Origin of the sequence: Kitasatospora sp. NBC_00374 (genome assembly GCF_041434935.1) — a bacterium.
Lineage (GTDB): Bacteria > Actinomycetota > Actinomycetes > Streptomycetales > Streptomycetaceae > Kitasatospora.
This window is the reverse complement of sequence record NZ_CP107964.1, coordinates 2,674,643-2,693,450: the sequence shown is the minus strand read 5'-3', so window position 1 is coordinate 2,693,450 and position 18,808 is coordinate 2,674,643. Positions and strand designations below refer to the sequence as shown.

18 protein-coding genes are annotated in these 18,808 nt (G+C 72.2%); 10 read left to right on the top strand and 8 right to left on the bottom strand.

What is annotated here, in order from left to right; genetic code table 11:
• Nucleotides 1-178 precede the first annotated feature (178 nt).
• Both OG871_RS12055 and OG871_RS12050 read left to right on the top strand, forming a co-directional pair.
• Nucleotides 179-1,501 carry an ammonium transporter gene (locus OG871_RS12055; protein WP_371496733.1) on the top strand — a complete coding sequence of 441 codons (1,323 nt, stop codon included), beginning with the start codon at nucleotides 179-181 and terminating at the stop codon, nucleotides 1,499-1,501.
• Nucleotides 1,498-1,836 carry a P-II family nitrogen regulator gene (locus tag OG871_RS12050; RefSeq protein ID WP_371496732.1) on the top strand — a complete coding sequence of 113 codons (339 nt, stop codon included), beginning with the start codon at nucleotides 1,498-1,500 and terminating at the stop codon, nucleotides 1,834-1,836. The genes OG871_RS12055 and OG871_RS12050 overlap by 4 nt, the downstream gene beginning before the upstream one ends.
• A gap of 24 nt (nucleotides 1,837-1,860) precedes the next feature.
• On the opposite strand, the gene OG871_RS12045 is transcribed toward OG871_RS12050, so the two are convergent.
• Together OG871_RS12045 and OG871_RS12040 are read right to left on the bottom strand one after the other, a co-directional pair.
• A complete protein-coding gene (locus OG871_RS12045; RefSeq protein ID WP_371496731.1) occupies nucleotides 1,861-2,736 on the bottom strand; it encodes a hypothetical protein in 876 nt (291 codons plus the stop codon).
• Nucleotides 2,737-2,799: 63 nt separating this feature from the next.
• Complete coding sequence (locus tag OG871_RS12040; RefSeq protein ID WP_371496730.1) at nucleotides 2,800-3,309, bottom strand: SigE family RNA polymerase sigma factor; 510 nt, start codon at nucleotides 3,307-3,309, stop codon at nucleotides 2,800-2,802.
• Nucleotides 3,310-3,682: 373 nt separating this feature from the next.
• On the opposite strand from OG871_RS12040, the gene OG871_RS12035 reads away from it, so the two are divergent.
• Nucleotides 3,683-5,449 carry a carbohydrate-binding module family 20 domain-containing protein gene (locus OG871_RS12035; protein ID WP_371496729.1) on the top strand — a complete coding sequence of 589 codons (1,767 nt, stop codon included), beginning with the start codon at nucleotides 3,683-3,685 and terminating at the stop codon, nucleotides 5,447-5,449.
• 224 nt (nucleotides 5,450-5,673) lie between these two features.
• Here the strand turns inward: OG871_RS12035 and OG871_RS12030 are convergent, their stop codons facing one another.
• Nucleotides 5,674-7,086 carry a carbohydrate-binding protein gene (locus OG871_RS12030; RefSeq protein WP_371496728.1) on the bottom strand — a complete coding sequence of 471 codons (1,413 nt, stop codon included), beginning with the start codon at nucleotides 7,084-7,086 and terminating at the stop codon, nucleotides 5,674-5,676.
• 208 nt (nucleotides 7,087-7,294) lie between these two features.
• On the opposite strand from OG871_RS12030, the gene OG871_RS12025 reads away from it, so the two are divergent.
• Nucleotides 7,295-8,785 (top strand): glycoside hydrolase family 64 protein, encoded by a 1,491-nt coding sequence (locus OG871_RS12025; protein WP_371496727.1) that lies wholly within the window; start codon nucleotides 7,295-7,297, stop codon nucleotides 8,783-8,785.
• 31 nt (nucleotides 8,786-8,816) lie between these two features.
• On the opposite strand, the gene OG871_RS12020 is transcribed toward OG871_RS12025, so the two are convergent.
• On the bottom strand, nucleotides 8,817-9,605 hold the full coding sequence (locus OG871_RS12020) for an SDR family oxidoreductase (RefSeq protein WP_371503284.1): 789 nt from the start codon (nucleotides 9,603-9,605) through the stop codon (nucleotides 8,817-8,819).
• Between the two features lie 563 nt (nucleotides 9,606-10,168).
• Here OG871_RS12020 and OG871_RS12015 point away from each other — a divergent pair.
• Together OG871_RS12015 and OG871_RS12010 are read left to right on the top strand one after the other, a co-directional pair.
• Nucleotides 10,169-11,194 carry an alpha/beta hydrolase gene (locus OG871_RS12015; protein ID WP_371496725.1) on the top strand — a complete coding sequence of 342 codons (1,026 nt, stop codon included), beginning with the start codon at nucleotides 10,169-10,171 and terminating at the stop codon, nucleotides 11,192-11,194.
• 227 nt (nucleotides 11,195-11,421) lie between these two features.
• Nucleotides 11,422-12,162, top strand: a complete 741-nt coding sequence (locus OG871_RS12010; RefSeq protein ID WP_371496723.1) for a hemerythrin domain-containing protein — start codon at nucleotides 11,422-11,424, stop codon at nucleotides 12,160-12,162.
• A gap of 34 nt (nucleotides 12,163-12,196) precedes the next feature.
• On the opposite strand, the gene OG871_RS12005 is transcribed toward OG871_RS12010, so the two are convergent.
• Nucleotides 12,197-13,630, bottom strand: coding sequence for an FAD-dependent monooxygenase (locus OG871_RS12005; protein WP_371496721.1), 1,434 nt, complete (start codon nucleotides 13,628-13,630; stop codon nucleotides 12,197-12,199).
• A 93-nt stretch (nucleotides 13,631-13,723) separates the two neighbouring features.
• Here OG871_RS12005 and OG871_RS12000 point away from each other — a divergent pair, with 93 nt between their 5' ends.
• Both OG871_RS12000 and OG871_RS11995 read left to right on the top strand, forming a co-directional pair.
• Nucleotides 13,724-14,365: a TetR/AcrR family transcriptional regulator C-terminal domain-containing protein gene (locus OG871_RS12000; protein ID WP_371496719.1), complete on the top strand. Its 642-nt coding sequence runs from the start codon at nucleotides 13,724-13,726 to the stop codon at nucleotides 14,363-14,365.
• 88 nt (nucleotides 14,366-14,453) lie between these two features.
• Complete coding sequence (locus OG871_RS11995; protein WP_371496718.1) at nucleotides 14,454-15,416, top strand: DUF1152 domain-containing protein; 963 nt, start codon at nucleotides 14,454-14,456, stop codon at nucleotides 15,414-15,416.
• A gap of 43 nt (nucleotides 15,417-15,459) precedes the next feature.
• Here the strand turns inward: OG871_RS11995 and OG871_RS11990 are convergent, their stop codons facing one another.
• Nucleotides 15,460-16,008, bottom strand: a complete 549-nt coding sequence (locus OG871_RS11990) for a DUF1697 domain-containing protein (RefSeq protein ID WP_371496716.1) — start codon at nucleotides 16,006-16,008, stop codon at nucleotides 15,460-15,462.
• Nucleotides 16,009-16,056: 48 nt separating this feature from the next.
• On the opposite strand from OG871_RS11990, the gene OG871_RS11985 reads away from it, so the two are divergent.
• Nucleotides 16,057-16,527, top strand: coding sequence for a pyridoxamine 5'-phosphate oxidase family protein (locus OG871_RS11985; protein WP_371496714.1), 471 nt, complete (start codon nucleotides 16,057-16,059; stop codon nucleotides 16,525-16,527).
• Here the strand turns inward: OG871_RS11985 and OG871_RS11980 are convergent, their stop codons facing one another.
• Nucleotides 16,528-16,887, bottom strand: coding sequence for an ArsC/Spx/MgsR family protein (locus tag OG871_RS11980; protein WP_371496712.1), 360 nt, complete (start codon nucleotides 16,885-16,887; stop codon nucleotides 16,528-16,530). It abuts the gene before it with no gap.
• 124 nt (nucleotides 16,888-17,011) lie between these two features.
• On the opposite strand from OG871_RS11980, the gene OG871_RS11975 reads away from it, so the two are divergent.
• A complete protein-coding gene (locus OG871_RS11975) occupies nucleotides 17,012-17,221 on the top strand; it encodes a DUF6011 domain-containing protein (RefSeq protein ID WP_371496711.1) in 210 nt (69 codons plus the stop codon).
• Between the two features lie 108 nt (nucleotides 17,222-17,329).
• Here the strand turns inward: OG871_RS11975 and glnA are convergent, their stop codons facing one another.
• Nucleotides 17,330-18,742 carry a type I glutamate--ammonia ligase gene (gene glnA, locus OG871_RS11970; protein ID WP_371496709.1) on the bottom strand — a complete coding sequence of 471 codons (1,413 nt, stop codon included), beginning with the start codon at nucleotides 18,740-18,742 and terminating at the stop codon, nucleotides 17,330-17,332.
• Nucleotides 18,743-18,808 lie beyond the last annotated feature (66 nt).

Here is an 18,808-nt window from a genome sequence, read left to right as displayed (position 1 = left end):
TCGGCCGTCCGGCGGCGGCCGGCGCCGGCCTGTGAGCCTTCGGCAACCTCGACGCAACACGAAACACCGGTGAAACACCGTCGTCCGCAACAGGAAACCCGGTACGGCGAAACTCTCCGGATCGGCGTGCGCACAACCCCACCCACGGTGCGATCCGCGCCGTACGGGAAGGTTCCGCATGCTGCTCGCCGAATCCTCGTCCGGTCTCGACACCGGCGACACCGCCTGGCTGCTGGCCAGCACCGCCCTGGTCCTGCTGATGACCCCGGGCCTCGCGCTCTTCTACGGCGGCATGGTCCGCAGCAAGAGCACGCTCAACATGATCATGATGAGCTTCGTCTCGATCGCCGTGGTCACCGTGGTCTGGCTGCTGGCCGGCTACTCGCTCGCCTTCGGGGCGGACGCCGGCGGCTGGGGCCTGATCGGCGGCCTGGAGCACCTCGGGATGACCGGGATCACCCCGACCAGCCTCACCGGCCATGTGCCGACCCTGCTCTTCGCCACCTTCCAGCTCACCTTCGCGATCATCACCGCCGCGCTGATCAGCGGAGCCATCGCGGACCGGGCCCGGTTCGGCGCCTGGGTGGCCTTCACCGCCGTCTGGACGCTGCTGGTCTACGTCCCGGTCGCGCACTGGGTGTTCGCCCCCGGCGGCTGGATCCTCACCCGGCTGGGCGCGCTGGACTTCGCCGGCGGCACCGTGGTCGAGGTGAACTGCGGCGCGAGCGGCCTGGCCCTGGCCCTGGTGCTCGGCCCGCGCCTGGGCTTCAGGAAGGAGGCGATGCGGCCGCACAGCCTGCCGCTGGTGCTGCTCGGCGCCGGCCTGCTCTGGTTCGGCTGGTTCGGCTTCAACTCCGGTTCGGCGCTGGGCGCCAACGGTCTCGCGGCGGCGGCACTGCTCAACACCCAGGCGGCCGGCTGCACCGGCCTGCTCGGCTGGCTGCTGGTGGAGAAGCGCCGGGACGGCCACGCCACCACGCTCGGCGCGGCCTCCGGCGCGGTGGCCGGCCTGGTCGCCGTCACGCCCTCCTGCGGCAGCGTGGACCTGCTCGGCGCGCTGGTGATCGGCCTGGCCGCGGGTGTGGTCTGCTCGTACGCCGTGAGCTGGAAGTTCCGCTTCGGCTTCGACGACTCGCTGGACGTGGTCGGTGTCCACCTGGTGGCCGGGGTCATCGGCACCGTACTGATCGGACTGTTCGCCACCGCCACCATGACCGGCGGCGCGGCCGGCCTGCTGCACGGCGGCGGCCTCGGCCAGCTCGGCCGGCAGCTGGTCGCGGTCCTGGCGGTCGGCGCGTACGCGTTCGCCATGACCTACGGCATCGGGAAGGCGATCGACCGGCTGATGGGCTTCCGGGCCTCGCCCGAGCACGAACTGACGGGTCTCGACCTCGCCGTGCACGCCGAGACCGCGTACGATCACGGCGTCCTGGGCCACGGCACCACCGGGGCCCACGCCACCGTGCTCACGCACTCGTCCGACAGGACTCCCGCGACATGAAGCTGATCACCGCCGTCGTCAAGCCGTTCAAGCTGGACGAGGTCAAGACCGCGCTGCAGGAGATCGGGGTGCACGGACTGACCGTCACCGAGGCCAGCGGGTACGGCCGCCAGCACGGGCACACCGAGGTCTACCGCGGCGCCGAGTACCGGATCGACCTGGTGCCCAAGGTGCGGATCGAGGTGGTGGTCGAGGACGAGGACGCCGAGCCGGTGATGGAGGCGATCGTGGCCGCCGCCCGGACCGGGAAGATCGGCGACGGCAAGGTCTGGTCCGTGCCGGTGGAGGGGATCGTCCGGGTCAGGACCGGCGAGCGCGGGCCGGACGCGGTCTGAGCCAGCCCGGGCCTGCCGTCGGGGTCACCCCCAGGCGCGCCGCCAGGCCGCACCCTCCGCGATCAGCTGCGGGGACAGTGCCTTCAGCCAGTTCTCGTCGTCGGCCATCGCGGCGAGCCGGTCCTCGGCCAGGGCCGGTCCGGGCCGCGTCCCGCGGGCCGTGGTGCGGCCGTCGGCCGGGTGCGTGGTGCCGTTCATCGAGGTGATGAGTACCACGGTGCCGCCCTCGTGCCGTACCGCGACCGTCCGGCCGACGAGGCCGCTCCCGGCCTCGGCGCCCTGGTAGGCCACCATGTGGTCACCGTTGTCGAGGGTGGTCTGCGTGCAGTCGTCCGGCGAGGCCGGCGTCGCCCGGGGCAGCGCCGGCAGGTGCGCGCAGTCGAACTTCTCGCCGTCCGCGTCGATCAGCGAGACCACGAGGGTGGTCGGCCCCGGGCCGTCGTTGAAGTCGACCCGGAAGCTTCCGCCGGAGGCCGGCATCCCCGCCCCCGGGGCGAAGTTGCTGTACGCCCCGCTCGGCAGCAGCGAGCTGAGCACGGCCAGCATGCCGTCGGCACCGGTGGCGGCGGGCTCGGCGGCGGGGCCCGACCGCGGCTCGGGGACGGGGTCGCCGGGGGCGTCGGTCACCGGTGCGGCGGTGGCGGGCGCGGCGGCGAACGCCGGGCCCCGGGCCTGCCGGACGGTCACCACCCCGACCGTGCCCACCAGCGCGGCGGCCACGAGGGCGGACCCCGCCACGGCCAGCCGCCGGCGACGGCGCAGGGCGCGTCCCTGGGCGGTCGCCTGCGCGACCATCAGCACCACCGGGGGAGCGCAGAGCTCACCCACACTCTCCTGGAAGCGGCGGGAGAGGTCGCCGTCGAGATCGCGGTCGACGTCGCTGTCGCGTTCAAGGTCCATGGCCGGGTTCCTCGTTCGGTTCTTCGGGGGAGACGGTGCGGTGTGGCGGGAAGGGGAGGCGGCTCAGGAGAGGAACATCAGCTCGCGGTCGCCGCCCAGAATGCCCCGCAACTTGGCCAGGGAGCGGGTGTTGAGGCTCTTGACGGAGCCGGTGGACATCCCGAGCAGGTCGGCGACCTCCTCGATGCTGCGGTCCTCCAGGTACCGCAGGACCACCACCGCGCGGTTGCGCGGCGGCAGCAGCCGCAGTGCGGCGGTGAGGGTGACCCGCAGATCGGGGCTCAGCGCCGACTCGGGGGAGTCCGGTACCTCGGCGATCACGATCTCGGTCGACTTCCGCAGCCGGCGGTGCGACAGGTAGTACCGGAGCAGCACCTTCCGGGCGTACGCGTCGAGGCCCGGCTCGTCCTGCCCCCGGCGCAGCCGCCCCCAGATGGAGAACATCTTGGCGAGGGTGGTCTGCACCAGGTCCTGGGCCTGGTGCCAGTCACCGCACATCATGTACGCGACATGAAACAGTCGACGGGCCCGGGTGCTCGCGAACTCCTCGAAGTCGAGTTCCGCGTCGTCCATCCGGTGCTCCCCCGAGTGATTGGTACTGGTGACGTCACTCCTACTGACGCGGTGACCCCGACGGAGGTATCAGCCGATTTTCCGGTGACATCGAACCGTTGCCGACGGCGGCCTTGACGCACCCATCGGGCGGTCATATGTTCTCACCGCACTGCAAGTTTCCTGAAAGTTTCAATGAGTTTGCAGCAAGTGACTCGTCCGTAGCGCGGACCCCACCCGCCGCGCTCCGGCCCGGTCGGACTGCGCCCCACCATCCGCAGCCCGCCGGTCCTGCCGCATCCCTCCAGCCCCGCCCTGCACCTCTTCGCACCCCGGCCCGCGCACCTGCGTCCGCGGGCCGAACCAGGCCGCCCACCCGCCCCCTGGAGACACCGTGGTCACCAATTCCCCCACCTCCCGCCCCGCCCGCGCCGCCGGCGCGCTCACCGCCGCGGCGGCCCTCGCGCTGTCGGTCGGCGCCGGGCTCTCGCTGGCGCCGACCGCGGCGGCCAGCCCGCCCGGCGGCGGCAAGGACGTCACCGCCACCCTGTTCGAGTGGAAGTTCGACTCGGTGGCGAAGGCCTGCACCGACACGCTCGGCCCCAAGGGCTACGGCTTCGTCGAGGTCTCCCCACCCCAGGAGCACATCCAGGGATCCCAGTGGTGGACCTCCTACCAGCCCGTCAGCTACCGGATCGCCGGCCGGCTCGGCGACCGGGCCGCGTTCCAGTCCATGGTGAGCACCTGCCACGCCGCCGGCGTCAAGGTGATCGCCGACTCGGTGATCAACCACATGTCGGCCGGCTCCGGCACCGGCACCGGCGGCACCGTCTACAGCAAGTACAACTACCCCGGGTACTACCAGGACCAGGACTTCCACTCCTGCCGCAGCGCCATCTCCAACTACGGCGACCGCAGCAACGTGCAGAACTGCGAGCTGGTCAACCTCTCCGACCTCAACACCGGCAGCACGTACGTCCAGCAGACCATCGCCAACTACCTGAGCGACCTGCTCTCGATCGGCGTCGACGGTTTCCGGATCGACGCGGCCAAGCACATCGCCGCCGCCGACCTCTCGGGCATCAAGTCCAGGATGAGCAACCCGAACGCGTACTGGGTGCAGGAGGTCATCTACGGGGCCGGCGAGCCGATCCAGCCGAGCGAGTACACCGGCACCGGCGACGTCGACGAGTTCCGCTCCGGCACCTGGCTGAAGAGCGCCTTCGACGGCGGCCGGATCGCCGACCTCTCCTCCTGGGGCTCCGGCCTGCTCGGCAGCGGCCAGGCCCGCACCTTCGTCGACAACTGGGACACCGAGCGCAACGGCTCCACCCTGACCTACAAGTACGGCAACAGCTACACCCTGGCCAACGTCTTCATGCTGGCCTCCCCGTACGGCTCGCCCAACGTCTACTCCGGTTACGCCTTCACCGGCCACGACGACGGCCCGCCGAACGGCGGCGCCGTCAACGCCTGCTACCAGGACGGCTGGAACTGCACCCACGCCTGGCGGCAGGTCGCCAACATGGTCGGCTTCCGCAACGCGGTGTCCGGCACGGCGCTGACCAACTGGTGGTCCAACGGCAACAACGCCATCGCGTTCGGGCGCGGCGGCAAGGGCTATGTGGCGATCAACCACGAGAACGGTGCGATCACCCAGACCTTCCAGACCTCGCTCCCGGCCGGCAGCTACTGCGACGTGCAGCACGGCGACCCGGTCGCGGGCGGCGGCTGCACCGGGACCAGCTACAGCGTGGGCACGGACGGGAAGTTCACCGCCACCGTCGGCGCGGGCGACGCGGTCGCCCTGTACGTCGGCGCGAGCGGCGGCGGCACCACGGCGTCGCCCAGCCCGACCCCGTCGGCCGCCACCGGGGCCTCGTTCGCCGTGAACGCCACCACGGTCCTCGGGCAGAACATCTTCGTGGTGGGCAACAACGCGGCCCTCGGGAACTGGGACACCACCAAGGCGCTGCCGCTGTCCTCGGCGGCCTACCCGGTCTGGAAGCTCGACCTGGCGCTGCCGGCCGGTACCGCCTTCGAGTACAAGTACATCCGCAAGGAGGCGAACGGCGCGGTGACCTGGGAGAGCGGCTCCAACCGCACCGCCACCGTCCCGTCGAGCGGCAAGGTCGCCCTGAACGACACCTGGCGCAGCTGACCCACCCCTGACCCCCGCCCGGCACTACCAGGGCGGGGGTCACGGCTTCTGCTGCGACGTCGAGCTCCCCGGCGGGCGCTGGAACGGACACCTCTGCCGGATTGGCTGCCCGCCGGCCAGTTGAAGGGCTCACTCACAACCGATGTGGTCGGGTGGCCGGGTCACGTTGCCGTGACCCGGCCACCCGACCACCGGTGGTGCTCCCGCGGCAGTGCGCCGCAGGGTCAGTGGCCGAAGTCGAACCAGTTGACGTTGACGAAGTCGGCGCCCTGGCCGCTGGTGAAGGTCAGGTAGACGTCGTGGGTGCCGGTGACGCCGCTGATGTTGGCGGGGACGGTACGCCAGCTCTGCCAGCCGCCGGTGTTGGCGACGGCGAAGGAGCCGACGGGGGCGCTGGTACGGCTGTCGAGCCGGACCTCGACCAGGCCGCTGACGCCGCCCGCCGCGCCGCTCGCCACCCGGCCGAGGAACTGCCGGGCGGGCGTCGAACCGAAGTCGACGCCGCGGTAGAGCGCCCAGTCGCCGTTGGCCAGCGAGCCGATGTCCTGGCCGCCCTCGGCGCAGGCCTCGGTGGCGGTGCCGCCCTGGCCGTCGAAGGACTCGGCCTGGATCGGCGCGTACGCGTCCCGGTGGCCGCCCGGCGGCGGGGTGCTGGGGGTGCCCGTCGGGGTGGGGCTCGGGGTCGGTGTGGGTGTCGGGGTGCCGGTGCCGGACTGCCAGACCCCGACGTAGTCGACCACCATCGGCACGCCGGAGGCCGTGGCCCCGTCCGGACCGCCGCCGAAGGCCGCCGGGAAGGCGCCGCCCATCGCGACGTTGAGGATCAGGAAGAAGCCGTGCCCGGTGGCGGCCGCCCAGGTGCCGGCGTCCATCTGGCTGGCGTTGACGGTGTGGAACTGCGCGCCGTCCAGGTACCAGCGCAGCTGCTCGGGGCTGGTGCTGCGATCCCACTCGACGGTGTAGGTGTGGAAGCCGCTCTGGCAGGTGCCGGGCCCGCAGGCGCGCTGGCCGCCGATGCCGGTGGTCTCGTTGCAGACGCCGCCCGGGCTGGTGCCGCAGTGCAGGGTGGCCCACTCGTTGTTGATGCCCTGGACGTTCTCCATGATGTCGATCTCGCCGATGCTCGGCCAGTTCCAGTAGTTGCCCCGGTAGGGCGCGCCGAGCATCCAGAACGCGGGCCAGTAGCCCTTGGCCGCCGCCCCGGTGACGTTCGGCATCTGGAGCCGGGCCTCGACTCTGAGCTTTCCGCCGGCCGGGGGCTGGAAGTCGGTGCGGTTGGTCTCGATCCGGCCGGAGGTCCACTGCCCGGCGGCGTTGCGGACCGGGGTGATGCGCAGGTTGCCGGAGCCGTCGAGGGCCACGTTCGCGGTGCTGGAGGTCATCGTCTCGACCTCGCCGGTGCCGAAGCCGGCCGGGCCGCCGGGGTAGGAGGTGCCGGTGGTGTACTGCCAGGTGGCGGTGTTGACGCCGGTGCCCGCGGGCCCGTTGAAGTCGTCCGCGAAGACCTGGGTCCAGCCGCCGGGCGCCGGGACCGCGGCCTGCGCGGGGTCGAACTGGCCGGCCAGCCCGCCGGCCAGCAGCCCGGCGAGGCCGAGCGCGGCGAACAGGAGGCGGAGACGTGGTGGTCGGTGCCGCATGGGGTGCCTCTCGTTGGGTGGGGGATCCTGAGAGCGCTCTCTATTTTGGTATCGGAGCCACTGGCGGCTGTCAACGGATGAAGGCGAATCGGTGGCAGATCCTGGCTTTCCGTTGAAGAGTTGACGCAAAGGGTTGACATCGCGTCAGGCGGTCGACACCCTCCGAATGAGAGCGCTCTCATCTGCCCCCACCCCGTGAGAGGTCGTCGTGACCAAGCTCTTCCGCCTCGCCTCAGCGCTGCTCGTGCTCTGCGCAGCCGTGCTGGGGGCCGTCGGCCCGGCCCGGGCCGCCACCGACTACGCCCAGGGCGTCACCGCTGCCGGCGAGGGCCGGGTCCAGTTCTGGTTCAGGCCGGCCGCCCCCGCCGCCCTGGTCGACGTCCACTACCTGGTGAACGGAGCCAGCCAGCAGAACTTCAGGATGGACGGCGCGGCCGGCACCTGGACGAAGACCGCCGGTTCGCTGCCGGCGGGCGCCGTGCTCGACTACTGGTTCACCTACGAGAAGTCCGGCCCGCTCTACGACACCCCGCACTTCTCCTACGCCCTCGGCGGCACGACCACCCCGCCGCCGGGCGGCGGCCAAGGCGGTGCCGGCGGCTTCCCGGTGTCCTTCGTCAACAACACCCGGGGCACCTGGTCCAACAGCCAGGCGTACGTGCTGATCCTGGGCATGGCCACCCCCGGCCGGTGGTCGTACCTCAAGCCGGACGGCACCCTCGCGCCCATCAGCCACCTGGACGAGAGCGCGCCCGGGCACCTGGTCAAGAACGGCCGCACCTACGCCGCGATGTCCTTCTCCCTGGCGCAGACGAGCACCGTGACCGTACCCGCCCGGCTGGAGGGCGCCCGGATGTACCTGTCGCTCGGCTCGCCGATGTACATCCCGATCTCGCCCGACGACTCCGGCTGGGGCGGCCCCGACCCGCTCAACCCGGCCGACCCCAACGCCGACGTGTACTACGACTGGTACGAGTTCACCTACCGCAACGGGGTGGTGCCGTTCGGCGGCAACACCACCCAGGTGGACATGTTCGGCTTCCCCGTCACGGCTCGCCTGCAGCAGAGCTCCAGCGGCTACGACCAGACGGTCGGCATCACCCTGACCCGCGATCAGGTGCGCAGCCGGTTCGGCACCGACGTGGGGCCGGCCTTCCGGGGCCTGGTGGACCAGTACCGGATCACCGCACCGCGCACCTCCGCGCGGTTCCGTCCCGGCGGCGCCCAGGCCGGCTACCTCCAGCCAGCCATCGACGCGGCCTGGGCGCAGTACGCCGACCGGCAGTTCACCCTCACCCGGCTCGGGCAGACCTTCACCGGGCGGGTCGTGGGCGGGCGGCTGCAGTTCACCAAGGACGGCGCCGGCCCGTACCACCTCTCCAAGCCCACCACCGCCGATGTGATGGCCTGCTCCGGAGCCCTGGCCTCGCCCGGAATGGCCACCGTGGAACTGGAGTTGGGTGCGGAGTTCTGCGCGGCGCTCAACCGCGGCGTCGCGCTGGACACCGCGCAGTGGTACACCGCGGGCGCCTACTACCCGGCCGGTGTGAGGAACGACTACGCCGGGTTCTTCCACGCCGTCGGCCTGGCCGGTCGCGCCTACGGATTCGCCTACGACGACGTCAACGACCAGAGTACGGTCAGGATCCTCCCGAACGCGGACCCGCCCTCCCGCCTGACCATCGGGCTCGGCTGGTAGGGGTGCTCGACGTGGTGGTGGCGGCCCGGCCTCAGCCGCGTCCGATGTACGGCATCGCCGTCGCCATCACCGTCGCGAACTGGACGTTGGCCTCCAGCGGCAGCTCGGCCATGTGCCGGACGGTGCGGGCGACGTCGGCCACGTCCATGGTGGGCTCGGGCGCCGTCCGGCCGTCCGCCTGGCGGACCCCGGTGGTCATGGCCGCCGTCATGTCGGTGGCCGCGTTGCCGATGTCGATCTGGCCGCAGGCGATCCGGTAGGGACGGCCGTCCAGTGAGAGCGACCTGGTGAGGCCGGTCACGGCGTGCTTGGTGGCGGTGTAGGCGATGCTGTGCGGGCGTGGGACGTGGGCGGAGATCGAGCCGTTGTTGATGATCCGGCCGCCCTGCGGCCGCTGGGCCTTCATCAGCCGGAACGCGCCCTGCGCGCAGAGGAACGCGCCGGTCAGGTTGAGCTCGACCACCGCCCGCCACTCGGCCGGATCCAGGTCCTCGACCGGGGTGGGGGTGCCGAAGGTGCCGGCGTTGTTGAAGAGCAGGTCGAGCCGGCCGAAGCGTTCGGCGGTCCCGGCGAAGAGCGCGTCCACGGCGGCCGGGTCGGTGACGTCGGTCGGGATCACGGCCGCGGTCGGGGCGCCCAGCCGGGCGGTCTCGCGCAGCGGCCCGTCGCGGCGGCCGGCCAGGACGAGCTGCCAGCCGGCCCCCGCGAGTTCCAGGGCCACGGCGCGCCCCACCCCGCTGCCGGCTCCGGTGACCACGGCGACCTGCTGCGACACGTGCTGCTCCTCGGGGTGCTCGGCGGTGCCTCGATGATCCCGCAGCGGCGGCCCGGGCGTCACTGGTACGAGTGTCCAAGGCGTGGCACGGCGCGGGGCGGACGCGCTGGCGAATCTCCCGGGCGGGGCGGGCGCCGCCGCAGTCGTGGGCCCGGGCCGGCGGATCGGCCGACCGAGTGGCAGTTGACCGAGTTGGCGCGGCACGCGGTCTCCGGTGCGTACGGCGTGCGGTACGACGGGGTGACAGTGGTCACGGGTGCGGCGCTCACGCCGTCCGCCGGGGTCGCGGCCGGTGCCGGGGTCCAGCCGCCCGAAGGGGCGGGCCCCGCCGGTGCTCCGCGGTGGACGAGGTGCTTGTCGCGCAGGTGTGACCCCTGCCGTTCGGCGGGGCGAACCCCCGCCGGACGGCGGGTTCCGGATCTTCGTCGCAACCGGGCCACCCGTCCGGTCCGTCATAGGATCACGGGTGGTGCGGTCTCCGATCGGAGGCCGCCTCGCCCGTTCCGGGGCGGCCGACAGCCAGAGATCCGCCGCCCGATCCCAGGTCCCGCCGGGGCCACCGCCCGGACACACCGACCGGGCGAGACACCGCTCGGAGAGTCCCCACCGTGCAGCCGAAGCCGCCCTCCTCCCGTACCCGTGCCGTTCTCGGCGGTGCCGCCGCGTTCGCGCTGGCCGCCTCGCTGGCGGCCTGCGGGAGCACCGACGCCGGCAAGCCGGCCGCCGACGGCGCGAAGACGGCCGGCGGTGCGGCGCCGGCCGCACCGCCGAGCCCCACGCCGACCAAGCCTTCCAAGGTGCTGAAGCCGACCGGGCCGGCCGCGGAGCTCAAGAAGGTCCGGGACACGGCGGCCGGGCCGATCATGATGACCACGCTGACCGGGGCGAAGTCCGGTGTCAGCGGCAAGGTCTGGGTCTGGCTGCCGCCGGAGTACAGCGACCCCAAGTACGCGAACACGGGCTTCCCGGTGCTGACCCTGTACTCGGGCGGCCAGAGCGCCGGCTACAACACCTGGACGGACAACCAGCTGCCCATCGAGGAGGCCGACGCGGCGATGTCGAAGGAGGGCAAGGCGCACCCGTTCATCATGATCATGCCGGTGCAGAACCTCGAGTCCAACGAGGCCAAGGCCCTGGAGTGCAGTGACATCCCGGGCCAGCCGAAGATCGGCACCTGGATGTCGCAGGACATCCCGGACTTCGTCCGCGCGAACTTCCGCACCGTCAGGGGCCGGGACGGCTGGGCCGTGATGGGGGCCTCCACCGGCGCCTTCTGCAGTGCCAAGCTGGCCATGCAGTACCCGGACGTCTTCAAGGCGGCCGTGCCGATCGACGGCTACTACAACCCGGACTCCCCGCTCTGGAAGGGCTATGAGCAGGACCGGCTGGCCAACAGTCCGGGTCAGCTGGTCGCCGCCGGCACCGCCGACGTGCGGATGCTCGCGACCGCCGGCGGGGCCAACGCGGGCGAGGTCAAGCTGGTCAAGGCCTGGGTGGCGAAGGCCAAGCCCCCGCTGACGATCGACTACTACGAGCAGCCCGGCGGCAACCACCTCACCTCGGACTTCAAGAAGATGATCCCGAACACCCTGGAGTGGCTGACCAAGAACGTGGCCGGGCCCGAGAGCGACTGACGGTCCCGGATTTCGCGGAGCCGCCACCTCGGCGGCTCCGCTCGCGCCATACTGGTTCGTGGGCTGCGGTAAGTCCGGCGAAAAGCCGTCGACAGGCCCCTGACCTGCGCGTCAATCAGACATTCATTCGACCCTGATGGCATGTCACCACCCTGAAGACCCGGGCCGGGACACCACAGACGCGGTGTCCGCAGCGGCCAGCCTCAGCCAGTCGTGAAGAGAGCGCCATGCCCAGCCATCTGCTGCCCGTCAGGACCCCGCACGTTCCGGCCCCGTCCGACGGGGAGAGCGCCCGGGCCGCCGCCGAGCCGCCCTCCGTGGCGCCCGTCCCGTTCGCGGGCCTGCGCCTGGTGCACTCCGCCATCCGCCGCGACCTCGCCCGGTTCCCCAACGCGCTGCGTCTGCTGCAGCCCGGCGACCCGGCCGCGGGCGAGGCGCTCCAGCGGCACTGGGACTTCATGACCGCCATGATCACCTGCCACCACGAGCAGCAGGACACCCGGCTCTGGCCGCTGCTGCGCCGCTTCGTGCCGGAGATGCGCCTGCTGCTCAACTGGCTGGAGGCTGACCACCACAACCTGGACCACTCCTTCACCCGGGTGACCACCCTGGTGCGGATCGCCACCCGGGACGCCGCCAGCAGCTGGCCGGTGGCGTACGCGGTGGAGGAGCTGGCCGCCCGGCTGGAGACCCACCTGCGGATCGAGGAGCGGCAGCTGCTGCCCCGGATGGACGGCGTCTTCCCGGTCGGCTCCCGGATCGGCACCCTGCCCGAGCTGCTGGACCTGCTCCGGGCGGCCGACGGTCCGGCCTCCTCGGACGCGCTGGTCTGGCTGCTGGAGGGCGTCGACGAGCGGGTGGTCGACCGGCTGCTCGCGGACTGCGACGACGAGACCGTCCGGCACTGGCCGCACTGGCGGGACACCTACGCGCGCTGCACCGACCAGCTCTGGGGCCCGCAGTTCTGAGCCCGCCCGGACGGCGGGCCCGACCGCGGCCCGCTCAGTGGCGCAGCCCCACCGCGGCGTAGTACCCGTCCAGGTCCGCCGGGTCGGTGGTGGCCAGCCCGAGGTACCCGTCCGGCCGGACCAGGAACAGCCCCGCGCCCCAGGCGTCCACCCGCAGGGTGCGCACACCCGCCGGCGCCGCGGGCGGCTCGCCGCCGCCCGCCACCAGGGTGAAGTGCGGCCCGCGCAGCACGTCGAACAGTCGCCCGCCGCCGGACAGCGGCGTGTCGGGCGCGCGGTCGCCGGCCCGCAGGGCGTCCTCGGGCAGTCCGGTGCGGGTGTCGACACTCAGCGGGCCGCCCCGGTAGCCCACCCCGAGCTGTTCGGTGCGCTCGCCGCGCCGGACCGGACGGTCGCCGCCGGTGCCGGCCGCGGCGCGGTGCAGCGAGGTGCTGATGTCCAGCACGTCGGCCGCGACCGGCAGGCGTTCGGCCTCGTAGCTGTCCAGCAGCTCGGCCGGCGCGCCGTGGCGCAGTACCTGGCCGAGCTTCCAGCCCAGGTTGTAGGCGTCCTGCACGCTGGTGTTCAGCCCCTGGCCGCCGGCCGGGGAGTGGATGTGCGCGGCGTCGCCGGCCAGGAAGACCCGGCCGCCGCGGAAGCGGTCGGCGAGTGCGGCGCGCGGGCGGAAGTCCGAGGCCCAGCGGACTTCGGTGACGGCCTCGGCGGGCAGGTGGGTGCGTTCGGCGACGGTCCGGCGCACGCCCTCCGGGGAGGTGTCGGGGACGCCGTCCGTGAACTGGGCGAACAGCTGGAAGTCCGCCGTGCCGGGCAGCGGGCAGAGCAGCAGCGGGCCGCCCGGGGCCTTCGGCCAGATGTGCCAGTCCGCGCGGTCGAGGCCGGTCAGCCGCAGGTCGGCGACGAGTGCCGGGTGCGGGTCGACCGTCTCACCGACCATCGGGATGCCCACCGCCCGCCGTACCGTGCTGCGCCCGCCGTCGGCGGCCACCAGGTAGTCGGCGGTGACGGAGCGGACGGCGCCGTCCGGCCCGGTCAGCCGCGCCGTGACCCGCTCGGCGTCCTGGGTCAGCCCGGTCAGCGCGGTGCCGAACACCGCCTCGCCGCCCAGTTCCCGCAGCCGGGCGTGGAGGATCTCCTGGGTGCGCCACTGCGGCAGCATCCAGATGTCCGGGTACGGCACCGACGGGTCGCCGGCCCTGTCGCGCTCCATCAGGTCCCACCGGGCTCCGCGCTCGCCGTCCTCCCAGCTCTGCATCAGCGGGTAGGGCGCGCCCGAGGCCCGGACGGCGTCGATCACGCCGAGGTCGTCGAGGACCTCCTGGGTGCGGGGCTGCAGGCCCTTGCCGCGCGAGCCGGGGAACAGATCCGGGGCCCGCTCGACGAGCAGCGCGGACACGCCGCGGCGGGCGAGGTCCAGGGCGAGGGTGAGGCCGGTCGGGCCGGCGCCGACGATCAGTACGGGAGTGTGCACTCCAAGACTCCTTAACGTTGTTAAGTGGCTGCCTTCCGAGCGTGGCCTTAACAGTGTTAAATTGTCAAGGGGTCATCGAGGAGGAGCGTGCGCATGGCGGCGAAACTGGACCGGGCACAGGTGGCGGACACCGCCCTGCGGCTGCTCAACGAGGTCGGTCTGGACGGCCTGACCCTGCGCCGGATCGCCACCGAACTCGACGTCAAGGCCCCCGCGCTCTACTGGCACTTCGCCAACAAGCAGGCCCTGCTGGACGAACTCGCCACCGAGATGCTCCGCCGCATGACCGCCTCCGCCGAGCCCCCCGCCCCCGACGCCCCCTGGCAGGAACACCTGCTCGCCGCCTGCCGGGCGCTGCGCCGCGCCCTGCTCGGCTACCGCGACGGCGCCAAGGTGTTCAGCGGCACCCGGCTGACCGACAGCGGCCACGCCCGGCACCAGGAATCCCAGCTCGACGTCTTCCGCCGGGCCGGCTTCACCCTCGCCGAGGCCGTCGACGCCTACTTCACCGCCTACAGCTTCACCATCGGCTTCGTCATCGAGGAGCAGGCCGTCCACCCGCGCCCGGGCGAACGGGCCCCCGGCTACGACAGCGCCGAGCGCGCCGAGCGGATCGGCCCCGACCACCCGCTCGCCGCGGCCGCCGGCGAGGACCTCTTCGGCGGCTACGAGCGGCGCTTCGAACACGGCCTCGCGATCGTCACGGCCGGCATCGCCGCCCTCGCCCGGAAGTGACCCGCGGCCCCCACCGAGCGGCAACCCGCCGCCGGAGCGGCACAATTCACGCCCGCCCGTACCCGACCCGCCTTGGTACCGTCCCCGGATGCCCTCGCTCTTCGAACCCCCGCTGCTCACCCGTCTGAAGTCCGCCGAACGGATCCTCGTCGCCGGAGCCGGCGGCGGGTTCGACGTCTACGCCGGGCTGCCGGTCGCCCTCGCGCTGCGCGCGGCCGGCAAGGAGGTCCACCTGGCCAACCTGTCCTTCAGCCACCTCCACGGCCTCGGCGCGGACGTCTGGCTGGCGCCCGACGTGGCGGAGATCCGCCCGGACACCGGATCGGCCGAGCCCTACTTCCCCGAACGCACCCTGGCCCGCTGGCTGCGCCTGCACCGCCTGCCCGACACGGTCTGGGCCTTCGCCTCGGTCGGCGTCCAGCCGCTGCGCGACGCCTACCGGGCCCTCACCCGGCACCTCGGCATCGACGCGATCCTGCTGGTTGACGGCGGCACCGACATCCTGATGCGCGGCGACGAGGCCGGGCTCGGCACCCCCGAGGAGGACATGGCCAGCCTGGGCGCGGTGGCCGGTCTGACCGAGATCCCCGAACGGCTGGTCAGCTGTCTGGGCTTCGGCGTCGACGCCTACCACGGCGTCAACCACAGCCTGGTGCTGGAGAACCTGGCCGCCCTCGACCGCGCCGACGGCTACCTCGGCGCGTTCTCCCTGCCGCGCGACTCCCGGGAGGGCGCCCTCTACCTGGACGCCGTCGAGCACGCCCGGGCGGCCTTCCCCGAACACCCCAGCATCGTCCAGGGCTCGGTCGCCGCCGCCCTGCGCGGCGAGTTCGGCGACGTCCGCTTCACCGAACGCACCCGGCACAGCGCACTCTTCGTCAACCCGCTGATGACGCTCTACTTCTCGGTCACCGTCGAGGCCCTGGCCGCCCACCACCGCTACCTCGACCGGATCGAGCACACCGTGCTCACCCGCCAGATCAGCTCCGCCGTCGAGGAGTTCCGCGACACGCTCCCCGCCCACCGCCCGCCCCGGCAGTTCCCGCACTGACGCCGGCCCGGCTCCCGCGCGGACACCCTGCGACTCCTCGGGATCAGGCCTTGCGGGCCGCCGCGACGATCTTGGCGGTGGTGTGGAAGAACCGGGAGGTGCCCTGCCCGGTGTACGACGACGGGAACGCCGTCGCCGGGTTGGTGCCGAGACGGCCGTTGCGCAGGTGCACCACGACGTAGGCGGTGCCCGGGTCGGCCCCCAGAATGTCCCAGTCGCCCTTGGGGGAGTGCACCGGGAACTCCAGGCCGTCCGGCAGCGGCTCGGACAGGAAGACCAGGCAGAGCCTGAGCTCCGGGGTCACCTCCACGCCCGCGAACGGCTCGGCGGCGACCAGCTCCTCGACCTCGTCCACCGTGCGCAGCATGGTCGGCACCGGGTAGCCGAGAGCGGCCTCCAGATGCTGTTCGATCCGGCGGGTGAGTGCGGCCCGGTCGGTCTCCCCGGTGTCGAAGAAGACGTTCCCGCTCTGGATGTAGCTGCGGACCCGGGCCAGCCCGAGTTCGGCGAAGAGCTCCCGCAGCCGCTCCATCTTCACCGTCCGCCCGCCGACGTTGATCGCGCGCAGGAATGCGATGTAGGTCTGTGCCATCCGGCCAGTCTGACAGCGGCAACCGACAACGGCGGCCAGACTGGCGCCATGGTTACCTGGCAGGATTTCGAGCAGCAGGCCCCGGACCTCGCGCCCGCCGTACGAGCCCGGTTCGAGGCCCACCGGCACCACGTACTGGCCACCCTGCGCAGGGCCGGCGCCCCTCGGGTCAGCGGCACCGAGGTGCAGTTCATCGGGGCGGACCTCACCATCGGCTCCATGGACGGCGCCGTCAAGGCCCTCGACCTGCGCCGGGACGGCCGCTACGCACTGCACAGCCACCCCGGCGACGAGACGATGACCGACGGCGACGCCAAGATCTCCGGCGTCGCCGTCGAGATCGCCGACGAGGTCGAGCTGTCCGCGTACGAGAGCGACCTCCCGCAGGCGCCGCCCGGCCCGTTCCACGCCTTCCGGCTGGGGATCACCGAGGTGGTGCTGACCACCGTGGCCGACAACCGGCTGGTGATCCGCTCCTGGCGCCCGGGGGAGGAGGTCCGGACGGTCACCCGCGACTGATCAGCCCGGCAGCACCGAGCGCACCGCGTCCGGCGTGCGAGCCACCACGGCGTGGCCGTCGTCCGCGGTGATGATCGGCCGCTGGATCAGGATCGGGTGCTCGGCCAGCGCCGCGATCCAGCGCGCCCGCTCGCCGTCCTCGCGCGGCCACTGCTTCATCCCCAGGTCCTTCGCCGCCTGCTCGTCCAGCCGGGTGATGTCCCAGGGCTCCAGCAGCAGCCGCCCCAGCACCTCCTCCAGCTCGGCGGCGGTCGGCGGGTCCTCCAGGTAGCGGCGGACGGTGTACTTGGCACCGACGGCGTCCAGCTCGGTGAGGGCGCTGCGGCACTTGCCGCAGCGCGGGTTGATCCAGATCTCCATTCCGCCACCCTACTCAGCGCCGGTGCACCCGCCGACCGGCGCGCCCGCCCGGGAACGCCGACGACCTGGCCGTCCTCGCCCTCACCCCGGCCTGACCGTCGGCGCGGGGCGGCACACTGTGGGGGTGTCCGACGCCGATCCCGATGCCGCCCTGATCCCGCCGATTCCGGCCCGCCTGCCCGCGAAGGTGCGCTGCCTGCGCTGCGGCCGGCTACTGCACGACCCGGAGTCCCGGATGCTGCGGCTCGGCCGCGAGTGCCGCCGCCCGGACGACGCCGTCCGGGTGCTCCCCGGCGAGCAGGACCCGCTCCCCGGCCTGGATGCGGAGGGCTGAGCCGTCAGTCGCCGTACGGCAGCAGGCCTGAGGTGTCCAGCTCCAAGTCGAAGGGCTCGGGGATCTTGATGCCGGCCCCGAGCCCTCCGATGCACCGGTGCTGCCGGTCTACAGGTCGTAGTACAGCTCGAACTCGTGCGGGTGCGGCCGCAGGGCGATCGGGGCGATCTCGTTGGTGCGCTTGAAGTCGATCCAGGTCTCGATCAGGTCCGGCGTGAAGACGCCGCCCGCGAGGAGGTACTCGTGGTCGGCCTCCAGGGCGTCCAGTACCGCGCCGAGCGAGGCCGGCACCTGCGGGACGGCGGCGTGCTCGTCGGGGGCCAGCTCGTACAGGTCCTTGTCGACCGGCTCCAGCGGCTCGATCTTGTTCTTGATGCCGTCCAGGCCGGCCATCAGCATCGCGGCGAAGGCCAGGTACGGGTTGGACGCCGGGTCGGGCGCGCGGAACTCGATGCGCTTGGCCTTGGCGTTGGAACCGGTGATCGGGATCCGGATCGCGGCGGAGCGGTTGCGCTGCGAGTAGACCAGGTTGACCGGGGCCTCGAAGCCGGGCACCAGGCGGTGGTAGGAGTTCACCGACGGGTTGGTGAAGGCCAGCAGCGAGGGGGCGTGCCGGAGCAGGCCGCCGATGTAGTACCGGGCGGTGTCGGACAGGCCCGCGTAGCCCTGCTCGTCGTAGAAGAGCGGGGAGCCCTCGGTCCACAGCGACTGGTGGACGTGCATGCCGGAGCCGTTGTCGCCGAAGATCGGCTTGGGCATGAAGGTGGCGGTCTTGCCGTTGCGCCACGCGACGTTCTTGATGATGTACTTGAACAGCATCAGGTCGTCGGCGGCGTGCAGCAGGGTGTTGAACTTGTAGTTGATCTCCGCCTGGCCGGCGGTGCCGACCTCGTGGTGCTGGCGCTCGACCTCCAGCCCGGACTTGGCGAGCTCCAGCGACATCTCGGCGCGCAGGTCGGCGAAGTGGTCGACGGGCGGGATCGGGAAGTAACCGCCCTTGTACTTGACCTTGTAGCCGCGTGCGTCGCCCTCGGCGGAGCCGCTGTTCCAGGCGCCCGCCTCGGAGTCGATGTGGTAGTACGAGGCGTTGGCGCTGGTCTCGAAGCGCACCGAGTCGAAGACGTAGAACTCGGCCTCCGGGCCGAAGTACGCGGTGTCGGCGATGCCCGAGGAGGCGAGGAAGGCCTCGGCCTTCTTGGCCACGTTGCGCGGGTCGCGGCTGTAGGCCTCGCCCGTGATCGGGTCCTGGATGAAGAAGTTGATGTTGAGGTGCTTCTCGGTCCGGAACGGGTCCAGCCGGGCGGTCGCCAGGTCCGGCACGAGCGCCATGTCGGACTCGTGGATGGCCTGGAAGCCGCGGATCGACGAGCCGTCGAACATCAGGGTCTCGGACGGGTCGAAGGTCGCCGCCGGTACCGAGAAGTGCTGCATGACGCCCGGCAGGTCGCAGAAGCGGACATCGACGAATTTGATGTCGTTGTCGGCGATGTACTGCTTCACCTCGTCGGCGTTGGTGAACATCCATCCTCCTCAGCGTGCGGTCTGGTGGCTCACCCTAGGGCGGCTCACGTTAGAGCTGGGCCGTTT